This window comes from Streptomyces sp. UG1 (genome assembly GCF_049974585.1).
Taxonomy (GTDB): domain Bacteria; phylum Actinomycetota; class Actinomycetes; order Streptomycetales; family Streptomycetaceae; genus Streptomyces.
On sequence record NZ_JBNGGG010000015.1, the window covers coordinates 95,411 to 111,010 of the forward strand.

The following is a 15,600-nucleotide window of genomic DNA, read 5'->3' on the forward strand; positions in this document are numbered from 1 at the left end:
ACAATTAAGGCACGAACAACGTGGACAAGGTCGGTCTCCGACAACTGCGGCGTGGACGGCCAGGGGCTCGGCGTCCTGCTGGCGGCCGGCCGGATCGCTCGGGTGACCGGCTCCTACGTGGGGGAGAACAAGGAGTTCGCCCGCCAGTACCTCGCCGGTGAACTGGAGGTGGAGCTCACCCCGCAGGGCACCCTGGCCTAACGGCTGCGCGCCGGTGGCACCGGCATCCCGGCCTTCTACACCCCGGCCGGGGTCGGCACCCAGGTCGCCGAGGGTGGACTGCCCTGGCACTACGGCCCCGACGGCAGCGTCGATGTGGCCTCCCCCGCCCAAGGAAACGCGGGAGTTCCGCGGCCGTACGTACATCCTGGAGGAGGCCGTCACCAACGACTTCGCCCACCACGCTCCTGCGCGCCCTGCTCGTCCTGACGAACCTCCAAGTCACGCGCTGGCAGACGACCTTCAGGCCAGGCAACCGCCCGCGACCAGCACGAGCACACGACCCACACCAGCCCCCGTGACCAGCGACTTCAAGATGATGGATCGTCTCGTCGGTTCCTCGTCTGTGCCGACGGCGCCGTGATGACCCGGCTGGGGAACGTGTAGGCGCTCAGGGCACGTTGCACGGCGTGCGAGTGGCTGCCGGGGGTCGGGAGGACGACCACGGCGGTGTCGAGCCCTTCCTCTTGGCTGACAGTGACCTGCGCGTAGACGTGCAGGGCCTGGAGTTCGGCACACACCACCTGGTGGATGGCCTTGTGCCGCAGGGCCGGCTTGTAGCGAGGGCTTCTTCGACGTGGGAGGGATCGATGTTGTGACCACCCCGGATGATGAGGTCCTTGGCCCGTCCGCGCAGCCACAGGTAATCGTCATCGTCCAGACTGCCGAGGTCGCCTGTCTCCAGCCAGCCGTCGAACACCTTTCCCGCGGAGTCGAGGCGGATCGTCCCGTCCGCCGTGCTGTGTACGTATCCGGGGAAGACGTTGGGGCCTGAGACCAGGACGGCCCCGGTGGCGCCGCGCGGCAGATCCTGCACGGGCGCACCGGTCGCGTCCAGTTGCGCGACTCTGATCCGCTGGTAAGGCATGCGGATGCCGGCCGATCCAGGCCGACGGTGCTCTCGAGGCGTGAAGGTCGAGCCGCAGGTGCCCTCCGTCATGCCCCATCCTTCGAGCAGGGGGACTCCCGTGTGTTTCTCGAACGCCGTGCGCACGCCGCTCGCCAGGGTGCCGGCTCCGACCAGGACGGCCTCGAGGCTGGAGAGATCGCTGTCCACGGGAACCTGACTGAGCATGGCGCAGACGGTGGGCACGGCGCTGAATGCCGTGACCCGGTAGTGCTCGATGATGCGCCAGAACTGCTGCCGGTAGCGAGTGTCACGGAAGCCCGCCTCGCCCAGGCTCACGACGGGCGCACCGCTCAGCACGGGCGCCAGGCCGGTGATCAGCATGGCGTTGACGTGGAAGAACGGCATGCCGCACAGCAGCGTCCCGCCGCGGCGGTAGCGGAAGGCGCCGGCCATCGCCCAGGCCATGTAGACCTGGTTGTGGTGCGTGTGGGCGGCGAGTTTCGGAGAGCCGGTGGTGCCTCCGGTGTGGATGAGCGCGGCCACGTCCTGCGGACCGGGCAGGCTGACGGCCGTCAGGCGGTCGGACGGGTAGGCGCCGGCTGCCTGCAGTGGCACCACGTCCAGCCCGTTCACCGCGGACGGCGTGGGCTCGCCGCCGACGACGAGCAGCGTACCCACGGACGGTACCGCGGCGGCCACCCGCAGTGCTCGCGGCCGACCACCAGCTGGCAGGAAGGCGGGTACTGTGGCTTCGCGAGGTGCTCGACGAGCCGATGATCATGCTGGACATGGGACCCAGTGAGCAGTACTACACGACGATGCTGCGCAGCGTCGGCATCACGCCTGCGGTCCGTCACCGCACGGCCAGTTTCGAATCGGTGCGTTCGCTGGTCGCCCGGGGGATCGGGTGGTCGCTGTTGATCCAGCGTCCGGCCATCGACCTCAGTTACGAGGCGTTGCCGTTGGCCACCGCGGAGATCCGCGACGACATCGAGGAGGTGGATGTCGTGCTGGCCGTTCCGGCCGGTATGCGGTTGACCCGCAGGACTCGCGCCTTCGTCGATTTCTGCCTCGACGCCTGCCGATCCCGGCCGGTTCAGGGGGCGGGTTGAGGATCGCCGCCGTCTTGGAGGGGAAGCGCCGACGGTGGACGACGCGTTGCCGCCCGCCCCAGCGGATGAGCGAACACGCCCAGGGGCAGGCGAAGTCACTCTACGCGGCTCGGGAGGGTCGGGGACCGCGTAGCGCGAACGCCCGGGCGTCCGCTGGGGCAGGGCGAGGGGAGCATGACGCCGGAGCACCGCAGGGTCCGTGCACGCGTGGGGCATGCGATCTGCGGGATACGTAGCGGGAGCAGGACGGATAGGACACGGTAGCCGAGCCGGGGCAGGTAGGAGCCGCCGGCCAGGTGCCCGGTGCAGGTGGGCACCCGGCGGGCGGAGGACCGCATCAGGAACTGTGCGCCACGCTCACGGACCCGTGCAGGAACTCGCAGGGTCGGCGCGAGGACGAAGTACACCACCACCCGCGAGGGCAGCAGCCGCAGCCTGCGCTCGCGTGCCCCGGTCTCCTCCAGCACCGCGTCCACCGGCGCGAAATCCACGGCCCGGGGCAACTCACCCAGAAGTCCGCGCGCGTACACGCCCCCGCTACCTCGATCGTCCGCTTCCCGGCGAAACGCAACAGCGTTGGAAGCACGTCGGGTTCGGGCCGGTGCCAAGTGCGGACGCGGAGGCGTGATCGTCTCGGTCCTGTCCTCGGCCTACCGCAGGTATGAGGCAGAAGGCCGCGTCACCGTGTGGACGGAGGTGACGTCCTGCGCTCCGCGGGGACGCCTTGTACTCCGAGGACGAATCCACGGCAGTCCGGCAGCGTCTTCTCGTATCCCCGGGCCAGTGACCCCGGTCACGGCCGTTCATAAGGTTCCCCTACCTCGCGTTACCGGAGCATCACCGCCCGGTTTCGGCGGCCCATCGCAGCCCATCACAGCCCTGCGGCGCAGCCGCTCCCGCTTGCCGTGCGCGCAGAAGGAGAGATCGTGAACGAACCCCTATCACTCGCCCACCTGGTGCGCGGGCGCGCCGACACCAACCCCGACCTCGACGTCCTCACCTTCGAGACCGACGGCCACACCCGGGTGCGCACCTACGGCGCCCTCTGGACGAACGCGCTGCGGCTCGCCGACGCCTTCTCGGCGCTCGGAATCTCCCGCTCGGACGGCTTCGGACTGCTGCTGTACAACGAGCCCGAGTTCATCGAGTCCATGATCGCTGCGAACGTGCTCGGCGCTGTCTTCGTGCCCCTCGACCCGCGGCTGCGCGGAGACCGGCTGGCCTTCATGGTCGCCGACGCCGGATGCCGTGGCGTGGTGTGTGGCGCCGACGCCGTCGACGCCGTGCTCGCGGTCGCTCCGCAGGTGCCGAGCCTGGAATGGGTCATGGTCGTCGGAGGGGCGGGCCACGAGGGCGTGCGGTCCGGTGTCCGGGTGGTCCACGCACCCGATGCCGCGAACGGGGCACCGCCCATGCGGGACATCGCCGTACGCGATTCCGCCGACCCCATGCAGATCATGTACACCTCCGGCACCACGGGGGACCCGAAGGGGATCGTCGTCCCGCATGCCCGGTTCGTCGCCGCCACCGCATTCGGCCGGGAGCTGTTCGACTACCGCCCCGACGACCGCCCGTACACCGGGCTGTCCCTCACCCATGGCAACGCCCAGTTCGTCACCGTGGCACCGGCACTCGGCCAGGGGCTGCGGGCGGTGATCAGCCGGCGATTCACCAAGTCCCGCTTGTGGGACGTCATCCGGGAGCACGGCTGCACGACCTTCTCGCTGCTGGGCGGGATGGCCACCGCCATCTACAGCGAACCGCCGTCCGAACGGGACCGGGACAACCCGGTGCGGCACGTGGTCAGCGCCGGGATGCCCGCGGCGGTCTGGGAGGCGTTCCGTACCCGGTTCGGCGTCGACATCATCGAGTTCTACGCCGCCATGGAAGGCGGTATGGCCCTCAACCGGGCGGGTGAGGGCCCGGTGGGCAGCTGTGGCCGGGTGGTTCCCCAGCTGATCGGCCGTGTTCTCGACCCCGACGGCCAGGAGCTGCCGTCCGGCACCGTGGGCGAGCTGTGCTTCCGCTACGCGGACGGGAGCCCGATTCCCGTGCAGTACCTGGGCAACCCCGAAGCCTCGGCCGCAAAGACGGTCGGCGGCTGGCTGCACTCCGGGGACGCCGTGGTGATGGACGCCGACGGCTGGGTGTACTACCGGCACCGGATGGGCGGCGGCATCCGCCGCAACGGGGAGTTCCTCGACCCCGCCCGCATCGAGCGGACCGTGGCCGAGTGCCCCGAGGTGAGCGACGTCTTCGTCTACGGCGTCCCGGCAGCCTCCGGCGCACCGGGCGAACGCGAGCCCGTCGCCGCGATCCTCCCCGCCGACCCCGCCTCCTTCGACCCCCAGGCCGTCTTCACCTGGTGCCGCGAACGCCTGGAGCCGAGCCACGCGCCCGCCTACGTGCAGATCGTCAACGACATCCCGAAGACCGCCTCCCAGAAGCCGCAGGAACGCTTCCTGCGCCAGATGTTCGACCAGCACCCCGACCGCGTCGAGCGCGAGATCGCGCGGGCCGGAACCGTCACTTCGACAGGAAAGTGAGCGCCACCATGACCCAGCCAGACGTCGTCCTCTACGGAGCGAGCGGCTACACCGGGAAGCTGGTCGCCCGCCAGCTCGCCGCACGCGGCATTCCGTTCGTGGCCGCCGGCCGCAACGGCAACCGTCTCAAGGCCGAACTCGGCGCCCTGCCCGAACTCGACGAGGCCTCGTACGAGATCGCCGAGGTGTCCGCGGACGAGGCGGCCCTCACCGAACTGCTGCGGGACCGCAAGGTCGTCTACAACACGGTGGGCCCGTTCATGCAGCTCGGCGAGCCCGTCGTGCGCGCCGCCCTGGCCGCCGGCTGCCACTACCTGGACAGCACGGGCGAGCAGGACTGGATGCTGCACACCCAGCGCGCGTTCGGCCGGCAGTTCGCGGAGCGCGACCTGCTGCTCATCCCGGCCCTGTCGATGATGTGGGCGTCGGGCAACCTGGTGGCCGAGCTGTGTCTGGAGACGCCGGGTGTCGACAGCCTGGACATCCTGTACGTGCCGCGCGGCAGCACCCCGTCGGTCGGCTCGACGCTGTCCTTCCTGCGCATGTGCTGCCAGCCCCAGTACCGGCTGGTCGACAACGAGCTCGTGCAGTGGCCCGCCGCCACCAGCTTCCAGGCCACCTCACCCGGCATCCACCGCACCCTCGACTGCCTCCCGTGGAGTGGAGGCGGCGAGCCGGTCTGGTTCGCCGAGGACGAACGGGTCCGCCACTGCGAGACCCTGGTCTCCTTCGGCGATCCCAACGCGATGGCCGCGGTCCTGAACCTCACCCGCGAATTCGCCGACAAGTACGCGCACCTGCCCGCCGAGGAGCAGGAGGCTGCCACCAACAACTGGGGCCACCAGATGGCCGCGAGCGAGCCGCCCCGCGACGACGCGAACATCAGCCGCACCATCGTCTCCTGCCAGGGGCGTGGCCTGACCGGCGGCGTGAGTGCCGTGCTGTGGGGCAACTGCGGCTACGACCAGACCGGCGTGATCGCCGCCGGTGCCATCGAGCGGCTGCTGCGGGAACGCCACCGAGCCGTCGGCTTCGTCTCCCCTGCCCACGCCTTCGGCGCCCGTCCCCTGCTCTCGGAATGGTCCGAAGCCGGTCTCGTCGAATTCGAGCTGCGCTGATGACCACCGCCGTCCGCCCACGAGCAACCACGTCCTGTCACTGACAGGCAGCGCCCATCTGATCGACGAGAACCGGCCGGCCTGAGCGCTGCGGGCGCGGCTCCGGGCGGCCGGGGCCGCGCCCGGCAACCGCCGGACACCCACCGACAGGAGAGCCCGAACGATATGCAGAACGCCTATGTGGCCGGAGCGGCGACCACCCGCTTCGGCAAATTCCCCGGCGCCACGGTCCGTTCACTGACCGAGGAAGCCGTGGCCGCCGCCCTGGCCGACGCGGGGATGACTGCCCGCGACATCGAGGCGGTCTACTTCGGCAATGCCGCCGACGGCGTGCTGAGCGGCCAGGAAATGATCCGCGGCCAAGCAGCCCTTCGGCACACCGGGTTGCTCGGAGTGCCGATCGTCAACGTCGAGAACGCCTGCGCCTCCTCCTCGACCGCCTTCCACCTGGCCGTTGCGGCGGTCGACTCGGGCAGCGTGGACGTGGCGCTCGCCGTGGGCGCCGAGAAGCTCACCCACCCCGACAAGACCAGGTCCTTCGCGGCGATCGGCGCCGCCGTCGACCTCCTCCAGCTCGACGAGCTCAAGGCGTGGAGCCGAAGCGGCACACCTGAGAACGCGGACGACTCCAAGAAGTCGTTCTTCATGGACATCTACGCCGCCAACACGCGGGCCTACATGGCGCGCACCGGGGCCACCCGGGAGGACTTCGCCGAGGTCGCGGTCAAGAGCCACCGCCACGCATCCCTCAACCCCAACGCGCAGTACCGCACACCGGTCACCGCCGAGGAGGTCCTCACCAGCCGCATGGTGTCCGACCCGCTCACCCTCCTGATGTGCTCGCCCATCGGCGACGGATCGGCAGCGATCGTGGTGTGTTCGCCACGCCGGGCCCGGAGCCTGCCCGGCCCGGCGGTACGTGTACGAGCCAGCGTGCTCGTATCCGGAAGCGACCGGCCGAACGCCGAGCCGGCCGCCGCCCGCGCCAGTGCCGCGGCCTACGAGCGGGCGGGCCTGGGCCCACAAGACCTCGACGTCGTGGAGGTGCACGACGCCGCGGCCCCGGCCGAGCTGATGGTCTACGAGGAACTGGGCCTGTGCGGCCCGGGCGAGGGCCCCGCACTGCTGAAGTCCGGCGCGACCGCCCTCGGCGGACGCCTCCCGGTCAATCCCAGCGGCGGTCTGCTCTCCCGCGGCCACCCCTTGGGCGCCACCGGCTGCGCCCAACTGGTCGAACTCACCGGCCAGTTGCGCGGCCGCTGCGGACCACGGCAGGTGCCCGGGGCCCGGGTCGCGCTCGCCGAGAACGGCGGCGGGTTCCTCGGCACGGATCCGGCCGCCATGGTCGTCACGATTCTCACGGCGGACTGAGGCACCGACCGCCACTCCCCCGGACCTCATCACCGTCCCTACCGGAAAGCAGGAAGGAGATGTCGTACGTCGACACCGCGATGGCGGAGTACGGCGCTAGGACGGCGGGGGTTCCGCTGGAGGCACTCGGCCCCGTTCTCTCTACGCTCGGGCGCATCGCCGAACCATCGGACGTCGCCCGCTTCGTGCTCTTCCTCGCCTCGGACGAGGCCGCCTGCCTCACCGGCAGCGCATACACGATCGGCGGGGGCGGCACGACGCTCGTCAACGTCGCCCGAACCACCCGCACCCCGTTCACGACGCCGCCCCGGGACCCACTCGGCCCGAGGCAGCGGTCATGCGGCCGCCGAACCAGCCGCAGGCCCGCAGGGCCAGTTCCAGATTCGCCGTGTCCTCCTCCCACGGACGGCCAAGACACTCCACCGCCTTGTGCACCCTGTACTGAACGGTGTTCTTGTGCAGCATCAGTCGCTCACCCGTCGCCGTGAAACTGCCCCGCAGCGCAAGGAAGACGTGCAGGGTCTCCCTGAGCCGGGCGAACCGTTCGCCCTCCTGGGCAAGCGGTCCAAGGACGGAGTGAACCCAGTCTCGGGCGGCATCCGGATCGGACCACATCAGCGCCAGCGGACCCACTTCGGCGAACCAGGTGGCCTGCGCGTGCTCCGGCCCGCCGAGCGTCGCCGCCGTATGAGCCAGCTGCGCCTGCCGGTGGGTGGCCCTGAAGCCCGCCACGCCGTGAGCCGGTTCACCGAAGGCCACTCGCAACCGGCATCGGCCCAGCACCTCGTCCAGACTGCTCCGCGCCGGTGTGCGGCCGGATGGCAACGCGATCCAGGCCCAGGCGAGCTGCTCGTCGCGGTGGACGAACAGGGGAGCGCCACTGCCGACGGCGCGGGCCAGTTCACCCACCACCCGCTGCGGATCCGCCGCTTCGACCGTGTGCTCCGGTCCGCCGCCCCAGACGACGAGCCCGAGATGATCCCGTCGCAGGGGATGGTTCAGGACGGCCTCGGCCTCGTCGATGTCGATGCCGGAACCCGACAACAGCGCTTTCACCGTGGACAGTTGCGCCACGGCGTGGTGCCGCAGCCAACGATCCCGCTCCCGCTCGTGGGCGGCGGTGACCTGCTCGGAGACGATGTCGACATAGGAGAACAGCCGCTGGTTGAAGACCGGACCGGCGAGAGCCAGTACCTTCACGTCCGCTGCCCGCCTGCCCAGCTCGTCCAGGCAGTCGGACACGAACCTGGCATGGGCCAGCTGGTACGCCCTGACCAGCACACTGGTCGGGATGTCCCGCTGGGCCAACCGCCGAGCCCACTCGACCGCGGCCACCGGAGCCTCGACGCGGTCCAGGTCGATGCGGTGCTGCATCAGGTGGAGCATCAGTGCGACGTTCTCCTCGATGCTGGCGGTGAGCATGCCCTCGATGTACGGGTCCCCGCGCAGCGAGGGAATGTCCGCAAGGATCTGGGCCCGCAGCCCGTCGCTGATCTCGGGGATGCGCTGGGCGAGCTCGCCGACCATGTCCCGGATGAGGAGATCGACATCGCCTTCGGTGTCCATGCTGCCTCCTTGGCCCCAAGGCGGAGCGGGTGCCTACGACAAGGATCGCGCCCGGCCGTGCCCGCATCGTAATGCGACCGGCGCGTCCATGGCCCGGACGTGCAGCTGCACGCACACGGGCTGTGTCCCGCCTCCGGGTGCGGGTGGCCGCGGCTCCGTGCTTGCCGCAACCGCCATCTCCCAGAGCGCCGCCGACCCGCTGTCCGGGCTGGTGCTGCGCGACGTACCGGCACCCCGCCCGAAGCTCGGCTCGTCCCGGGTACGGGTCGTGGCCTCCTCCTTGTCCCTGGTGAGCAAGACCCACGCCACCGGCGCCGACCTGCTGTGGCGCGTCTCGGACTCCTTCACCGTGCCCGTCCTTGAGGTGCTGGACGACGGCACCACCTCTCCCGCCTGCGCGAACAGCGAGGGCTGCGACGATTTCATCGGCCGGCTCGCGCCGCACCGGCACAGCCTCCTGGAACGGGGCAAGCAGGGCCTGTGGAACCGGAACCCGCCTCACGCCACCAGCATGAGCGCCTACCCGATACCTGCGGGCCCGGGCGGCGGTGCGCTCCGGACGGAGCCTGTGTCAGAGGTCGCCGTGCATGGCCTCGCCGTCCACGAGCGTCAGGACGGGCCGGGCCGGGCTGACCGTTTCCAGGTCGGTCAGCGGACAGTCGAGGACCACCAGATCAGCACGGTGGCCGACGGTGAGCGCGCCGACCTCGTCCTCGGCATGGTTGGCGTACGCCGAACCCGCCGTGTAGGCGTCCGGCGCGACATCGAAATCGTGAGCGTGCTGGGCTTCGAGGATGTCGGTGAGCACTTCGTCACCGACCGCGTGGGGATCCTGGCGGGGGCCGAGACGGGTCACGGCCCTGTAGATCGCCCAGAAGGGGTTGGGGTCCGTCACCGGCCAGTCGCTGCCCATGGCAAGGCGGGTGCCGGCCGCCCTCAAGGTTGGCGCGTCGCACCAGCCCCGCGTCCACCAGCGGCAGCCGGCTCCTGGCGTATCTCGTCGGGGTAGTCCTCGGTGGAGTTGGCGAACCACACCAGGCTGCCGCCCTCGAAGTCCTCGCCCTGGCAGGAGGGGTCGGGGGTGATGGTGACGGTCGAGCGGACGGCGGCGTTGCCGGCGTTGTCGGAGCCTCCGCCTCGGCGCCGGCGGGGAGGGTGATGAGGGCGCCTGCGGCGGCTGCCAGTCGCACTCTTCGCGTTCTGCGCGGTCCTCGCGTCATGACGTCTTCTTTGACTCTGGACGGCGATGTTCACGCGAATATCGATGTTGCGAGTTGTTTTGTCGTGGTGCGTGCTGTGAGTCAAGGTGCGTGCGGTGCTCGTCGCAGACCCCGACTGCAGGACGCCGGGGAATGGCTGGCGGGCGTCGGTCGGTCCGACTCGTTGGATGCGGCGGGGCAGCGCCGCGCGGCGACAATGCGGCAGCCGAGCGTAGACAGGACGCCCTCGCCCCGCCTCACGGATGTTCGTATTTGTGAATAAGAATCAAGTACAGGTTCATTGACCTGTTCTCGGCAAGCGCTTACTTTCCACGGAAAGCGCTTTCCCACAGTGCGGTATCCGGGCCATGGATGTCCCTCGAAGCAACCGCGTCGTCGCACTCAGAGCCGCCACACAGAAGGAGATCAGCGACATGTACCCGCTCTCCTGGCGCCGGAGCCGGACGCACCTGCGTCGTCGCCGTTGGAAAGAACGCGCCGGAGCACACCGTCACGGTGACCTGACCGACCGGCACCGACGGCCTGGAAGCCTCCGGCAGCAGCGGAAGCACCGATCCACAACGAGAGGAGCACTCAACTTCTGAGCCGGTCGGCGACCCGTCAGCGGCAGACCGGCGACCTCGACGGTCTGCCGGAACAACCCGGCATGGAGCGGCACCACTCAGCGTTCGAAGACGAATGGGGAAACGAGGATGAGACGATTAGTCGGACTGCGACTCCGTGCAGCGCTGGCCACGATGGCCCTCACGGCCGCGAGCGGTTGGGTCCTGTCGATGCCCACGGCGTCGGCGGCGACCGGCAGCGCCAGCGGCTACGCGGCCCAGAACGGCGGTACCACCGGCGGCGCGGGCGGGCAGACGGTGCGGGCCACCACGGGAACCGAGATCAACGAGGCCCTGTGCAACCGGGCCGGCACCGATACCCCGGTCATCATCGAGGTGGAAGGGACCATCAACCACGGCAATACCAGAGACGTGTCGGGCGACAGCTGCGATGTCACCGACGACCTGATCGACCTCAAGAAGGTCAGCAACGTCACGATCGTCGGGGTCGGCAGCGGAGCCGTCTTCGACCAGCTCGGCATCCATATCCGTGAATCCCGCAACATCATCATCCAGAACGTGACCGTCCGGAACGTCAAGAAGTCGGGCTCGCCCACCTCCAACGGCGGCGACGCCATCAGCATGGAGAGGAACGTCCGCAACGTCTGGGCCGACCACCTCACCCTGGAGGCGTCGGGTGGGGAGTCGGAGGGCTTCGACGGCCTGTTCGACATGAAGGACAACACTCAGTACGTGACGCTGTCCTACAGCATCCTGCGCAACTCCGAGCGCGGCGGTCTCATCGGATCCAGTGAAAGCGACCGGTCGAACAGCTTCATCACGTTCCACAACAACTTGTACTCGAACCTCAACTCCCGCACACCCCTGCTGCGTGGCGGCACGGCCCACATGTTCAACAACCACTACGTGGGCCTCGTCGAGTCCGGCATCAACTCCCGGGCCGGGGCTCGCGCCAAGGTCGAGAACAACTACTTCGAGGACTCCAAAGACGTCCTGGGCACCTTCTACACCGACGAGCGCGGCTCCTGGGAGGTCGGCGGCAACATCTTCGACAACGTGACCTGGTCGAGCGAGGGCAGCGAGAACTACCCGGCCGGCCCAAACCCGCAGTCCACCACCACGGTCAGCATTCCGTACTCCTACAGCCTCGATGAGGCCAGTTGCGTGCCGGGCATCGTGAGCGAGACGGCGGGCGCCAACAAGGGTCTGAAGGTGTCGGACGGGAACTGCACGCCGCAGAACCCGGATCCGACCGACCCGACCGACCCGACGGACCCGACGGACCCGACCGATCCCCCCAGCGGGACCAACCTCAGCATCGGGGCCGGCGCCGACGGCTCCAGCAAGGCCAGCGGGACCAGCTACGGCAACGTCATCGACGGCGACATGAGCACCTACTGGTCACCGAGCGGCTCGGCCGGCCGGATCTCGGTCAAATGGGGCTCGGACACCACGGTGTCCACGATCAACGTCCGTGAGGCGGCAGGTTCCGAAGGCAACATAGGCTCCTGGCGGGTCGTCAACCACGACACCGGCGACGTCCTGGCCTCCGGCAGCGGGGCGGGGGTCATCACTTTCCCGGCGGCGTCGCTGAGCAAGATCAACTTCGAGATCACCAGCTCGAGCGGCACGCCGAGGGTCGCCGAGTTCGAGACCTACGCCGGATCGCCGCCGGACGACGGGACCACCGAGCCGCCGGACGGCGGCGAGGCGGTGCGGTTCGAGGCCGAGTCCTCCTCGGCGACGTGCGACGGCACGATCGACTCCAACCACTCCGGCTACTCCGGCACCGCGTTCTGCAACACCGACAACTCCATCGGCGCCGGTGCCGGGTTCACCATCGAGGCGGCCGACGCCGGCTCCGCGACCCTGGAGGTCGGTTTCGCCAACGGCGGCTCATCGGCCCGCGGCGCGGACTTGGTCGTCAACGGCTCGACGGTCCAGTCGGTCTCGTTCGAGGCCACCGGCGCGTGGAACACCTGGTCCACCAAGTCACTGACGGCGCAGCTGGGTTCGGGCACCAACACCGTCCGGCTGGTCGCCACCGGCTCGGCGGGCCTGCCGAATATCGACTACCTGGACTCCTCGACCGGCACCCCGCCGGATGGTGGCGGCGACAACCCGCCGCCGACCGGGGACGCGCTGCACGTGACGCCGGGTGGCCGCGACGGCGCCGCCGGGACCGAGACGGACCCGACGACGCTCACCGCGGCGATCGCCGGGATCGAGCCCGGCGGGACCATCTACATGCACGGGGGCACCTACAACTTCTCGCAGACGGTCCACATCGAGCCGGGCAACGACGGCACCTCGGGCAACCGCACCGAGCTGTTCGCCTACCCGGGTGAGACCCCGGTGCTGAACTTCTCGGCCCAGAGCGAGAACTCGTCCAACCGCGGCCTGGCGATCGGCGGTGACTGGTGGCATCTGCAGGGCCTCACCGTCGAACGCGCCGGTGACAACGGGATCCTCCTGGGCGGGAGCAACAACATCATCGAGCGGGTGGTGACGCGGTTCAACCGCGACACCGGGCTGCAGCTGTCGCGCTACACCGCCGGCGCGCCGTCCTCGGAGTGGCCGTCGAACAACCTCATCACCAGCTCGGAGTCGCACGACAACGCCGACTCCGACGGCGAGGACGCCGACGGATTCGCTCCGAAGCTCACCGTGGGTCCGGGGAACGTCTTCCGGTACTGCGTCGCCCACAACAACATCGATGACGGCTGGGACATGTTCACCAAGGACGACACCGGCCCGATCGGAGCGGTCACCATCGAGGACTCCCTCGCGTACGAGAACGGGACGCTCTCCAACGGCGGCCAGGCCGGAAACGGCGACCGCAACGGGTTCAAGCTCGGCGGCGAGGACATCGCGGTCGACCACACCGTGCGGCGGACCATCGCCTTCGACAATGGCAAGCACGGGTTCACCTACAACAGGAACCCCGGGTCGATGACGATCGAGAACAACCTGAGCATCGGCAACGAGGAGCGCAACTACAACTTCGACGCGGGTGACTCGACGTTCCGGAACAACACCTCCTGCGACAGCGGGTCGAAGGACCGGATCATCGGCGACGACGCCGGCGGAAACCAGTGGTGGTCCGGTTCCAACGGGTCCAGGTGCTCCCAGTACTCCGGAAACCTGGACTGGCAATTCGCCTCCGACGGTCGCCTGCTGGTGACCATAGGAGGCGATCCCGTCAACCTGTAGCCGATCCGGCCGACGGTGCCGGCATCGGTAGGACACTGGCCGGCCCGTCCGAATGAACCGGACGGGCCGGCCATTCCACGTCTCCACACCACTCCCGGCGGGGCCGGGACCCCGTAACCAACAGGTACATGCAATCGGTCGTGCCATCTCATGTCGTACAGAGGGAGGTTGTACCGAATATGCCACTCAGTGGAATGCGAGTCCATGGCAAGCGGTCGAGAGTGGTGCGGATCGCCTTGGCGGCGGTACTGGTCCTGCTCGCCACCATCGCGCTCGCGTCGCCGTCGTCGGCGCGGACCAGCACGCTCACCGTCGCGACCAACGGCGACGACGCCAACCCCGGCACCGTCGCCGCTCCCCTGCGCACCATCCAGCGCGCCGTCGATCTGGCCGAACCCGGCACCGTGATCCAGATCCGCGGCGGCACCTACGACCCCGGCGTCAATATCCGCATCGAGAAGAGCGGCACCGCCTCACAGCCGATCACCATGCGCGCCTACGACGGCGAGCATGTCGTCATCGACGGCGAGAACATGCCCAACACCCCCGCCCCCTTGGGTGAGTCGTACCCGCGCATCGAGCGCGGCGCGATCCACGTCGCCGGCGACTGGTGGCGCTTCGAGGACCTGGAGATCATCAACGGACCCTACGGAATCTTCGCCATCGAGTCCGACAACAACATCTACCGGGACCTGGTCACCCGCGAGAACTACGAGACCGGGCTGCACCTCGTGCTCGACTCCAGCGACAACCAGGTCATCAACCTCGACAGCTACGGCAACCGGGACCCGCGCAAGAACGGCGAGAGCGCCGACGGGCTGGCCATCAAGCAGGGCACCGGCTCGGGCAACACCGTGGTCGGGGCCAGGTTGTGGAACAACGCCGACGACGGCTTCGACTCCTGGGAGTTCCTCAGCCCGATCCGCATCGAGGACTCGGTCGCGTGGGGCAACGGCGTCGACCGCTGGGGCTTCCCCGGATGGGAGGGCGACGGCAACGGCTTCAAGCTCGGACGCGGTGACGCCGACCACGTCGTGACCAACAGCATCGCCTTCGACAACGCGGTGAGCGGATTCATCGACAACGGCAACACCGCCTCGCTGCGGCTGGAGAACAACACCGCCTGGGACAACGGCGGCAGCGGGTTCGTCTTCGACCGCTCGACCTCGACGCTGAACCGGAACCTGTCCGTGAGCAACGGCAGCGGCGTCGATCTCGGGCCGTCCGGCGGCAGCGGCAACTCCTGGGACATCCGGGACGACTGGAGCAACGCCGACCTGGTCAGCACCGGCACTTCGACCATCAAGGGCCCGCGCGAGGCCGACGGCTCGATTCCCGCCACGGACTTCCTGCTCCCACGGGACTACCCGAACCTCGGCGCCGACTTCAGCGGCGACGGCGGCAACACGGGCGACCCGGGCCGCTACGAGGCCGAGGACGCTCCTGCCGCCTGCGACGGCTCCATCGACGCCAACCACGCCGGATACTCGGGGACCGGGTTCTGCAACACCGACAACGTCTCCGGTGCGGCCGCGCGGTTTACGGTCGAAGCCGCCGGTTCCGGCACGGCTACTGTGAAGATCCGCTACGCCAACGGTGGCTCGTCCGACCGACCTGCCGACGTCGTCGTCAACGGCGCGACGGCGCAGTCGATCTCGTTCGGGACCACCAGCGCGTGGGCGAACTGGGCGACCGCGACGGTCACCCTGCGGTTGAACGCGGGCAACAATGCGATCTCGCTGACCGCGACCGGTTCCGACGGCCTGCCGAACATCGACTACCTGGACGTCACGACCGGCGCCGCCTGACGGCCCGGACCGGG

Annotated in this window: 11 protein-coding genes and 1 pseudogene; 7 read left to right on the top strand and 5 right to left on the bottom strand. The window is 69.3% G+C overall.

Annotated elements, in window-relative coordinates; genetic code table 11:
- Nucleotides 1-27: 27 nt before the first annotated feature.
- Nucleotides 28-397, top strand: a pseudogene (locus ACP4J3_RS18585) (CoA transferase subunit A); the annotation flags it as partial.
- 213 nt (nt 398-610) lie between these two features.
- Here ACP4J3_RS18585 and ACP4J3_RS18590 read toward each other — a convergent pair.
- Entirely contained in the window at nt 611-1,747 is a 1,137-nt protein-coding gene (locus ACP4J3_RS18590; protein ID WP_426535708.1) for an AMP-binding protein, read from the bottom strand.
- Between the two features lie 26 nt (nt 1,748-1,773).
- Here ACP4J3_RS18590 and ACP4J3_RS18595 point away from each other — a divergent pair, with 26 nt between their 5' ends.
- Nucleotides 1,774-2,181 (top strand): LysR substrate-binding domain-containing protein, encoded by a 408-nt coding sequence (locus tag ACP4J3_RS18595; protein WP_426535710.1) that lies wholly within the window; start codon nt 1,774-1,776, stop codon nt 2,179-2,181.
- 95 nt (nt 2,182-2,276) lie between these two features.
- Here ACP4J3_RS18595 and ACP4J3_RS18600 read toward each other — a convergent pair whose 3' ends face one another.
- Nucleotides 2,277-2,711: a transposase domain-containing protein gene (locus ACP4J3_RS18600; protein ID WP_426535712.1), complete on the bottom strand. Its 435-nt coding sequence runs from the start codon at nt 2,709-2,711 to the stop codon at nt 2,277-2,279.
- Between the two features lie 396 nt (nt 2,712-3,107).
- Here ACP4J3_RS18600 and ACP4J3_RS18605 point away from each other — a divergent pair, with 396 nt between their 5' ends.
- The 3 genes from ACP4J3_RS18605 to ACP4J3_RS18615 all read left to right on the top strand — a co-directional run bounded on the left by ACP4J3_RS18605 (nt 3,108) and on the right by ACP4J3_RS18615 (nt 7,216).
- Nucleotides 3,108-4,727: an AMP-binding protein gene (locus tag ACP4J3_RS18605; RefSeq protein ID WP_426535714.1), complete on the top strand. Its 1,620-nt coding sequence runs from the start codon at nt 3,108-3,110 to the stop codon at nt 4,725-4,727.
- Between the two features lie 8 nt (nt 4,728-4,735).
- A complete protein-coding gene (locus tag ACP4J3_RS18610) occupies nt 4,736-5,845 on the top strand; it encodes a saccharopine dehydrogenase family protein (RefSeq protein ID WP_426535716.1) in 1,110 nt (369 codons plus the stop codon).
- A gap of 165 nt (nt 5,846-6,010) precedes the next feature.
- Nucleotides 6,011-7,216, top strand: a complete 1,206-nt coding sequence (locus ACP4J3_RS18615) for a thiolase family protein (RefSeq protein ID WP_426535718.1) — start codon at nt 6,011-6,013, stop codon at nt 7,214-7,216.
- 294 nt (nt 7,217-7,510) lie between these two features.
- Here ACP4J3_RS18615 and ACP4J3_RS18620 read toward each other — a convergent pair whose 3' ends face one another.
- The 3 genes from ACP4J3_RS18620 to ACP4J3_RS18630 all read right to left on the bottom strand — a co-directional run bounded on the left by ACP4J3_RS18620 (nt 7,511) and on the right by ACP4J3_RS18630 (nt 10,036).
- Nucleotides 7,511-8,782: a PucR family transcriptional regulator gene (locus tag ACP4J3_RS18620; protein ID WP_426535720.1), complete on the bottom strand. Its 1,272-nt coding sequence runs from the start codon at nt 8,780-8,782 to the stop codon at nt 7,511-7,513.
- Between the two features lie 571 nt (nt 8,783-9,353).
- Nucleotides 9,354-9,695, bottom strand: a complete 342-nt coding sequence (locus ACP4J3_RS18625) for an amidohydrolase family protein (RefSeq protein ID WP_426535722.1) — start codon at nt 9,693-9,695, stop codon at nt 9,354-9,356.
- 23 nt (nt 9,696-9,718) lie between these two features.
- Nucleotides 9,719-10,036 (bottom strand): hypothetical protein, encoded by a 318-nt coding sequence (locus ACP4J3_RS18630; protein WP_426535724.1) that lies wholly within the window; start codon nt 10,034-10,036, stop codon nt 9,719-9,721.
- Nucleotides 10,037-10,694: 658 nt separating this feature from the next.
- On the opposite strand from ACP4J3_RS18630, the gene ACP4J3_RS18635 reads away from it, so the two are divergent.
- Nucleotides 10,695-13,778: a right-handed parallel beta-helix repeat-containing protein gene (locus tag ACP4J3_RS18635; RefSeq protein ID WP_426535726.1), complete on the top strand. Its 3,084-nt coding sequence runs from the start codon at nt 10,695-10,697 to the stop codon at nt 13,776-13,778.
- Nucleotides 13,779-13,957: 179 nt separating this feature from the next.
- Complete coding sequence (locus ACP4J3_RS18640) at nt 13,958-15,586, top strand: right-handed parallel beta-helix repeat-containing protein (protein WP_426535728.1); 1,629 nt, start codon at nt 13,958-13,960, stop codon at nt 15,584-15,586.
- Nucleotides 15,587-15,600 lie beyond the last annotated feature (14 nt).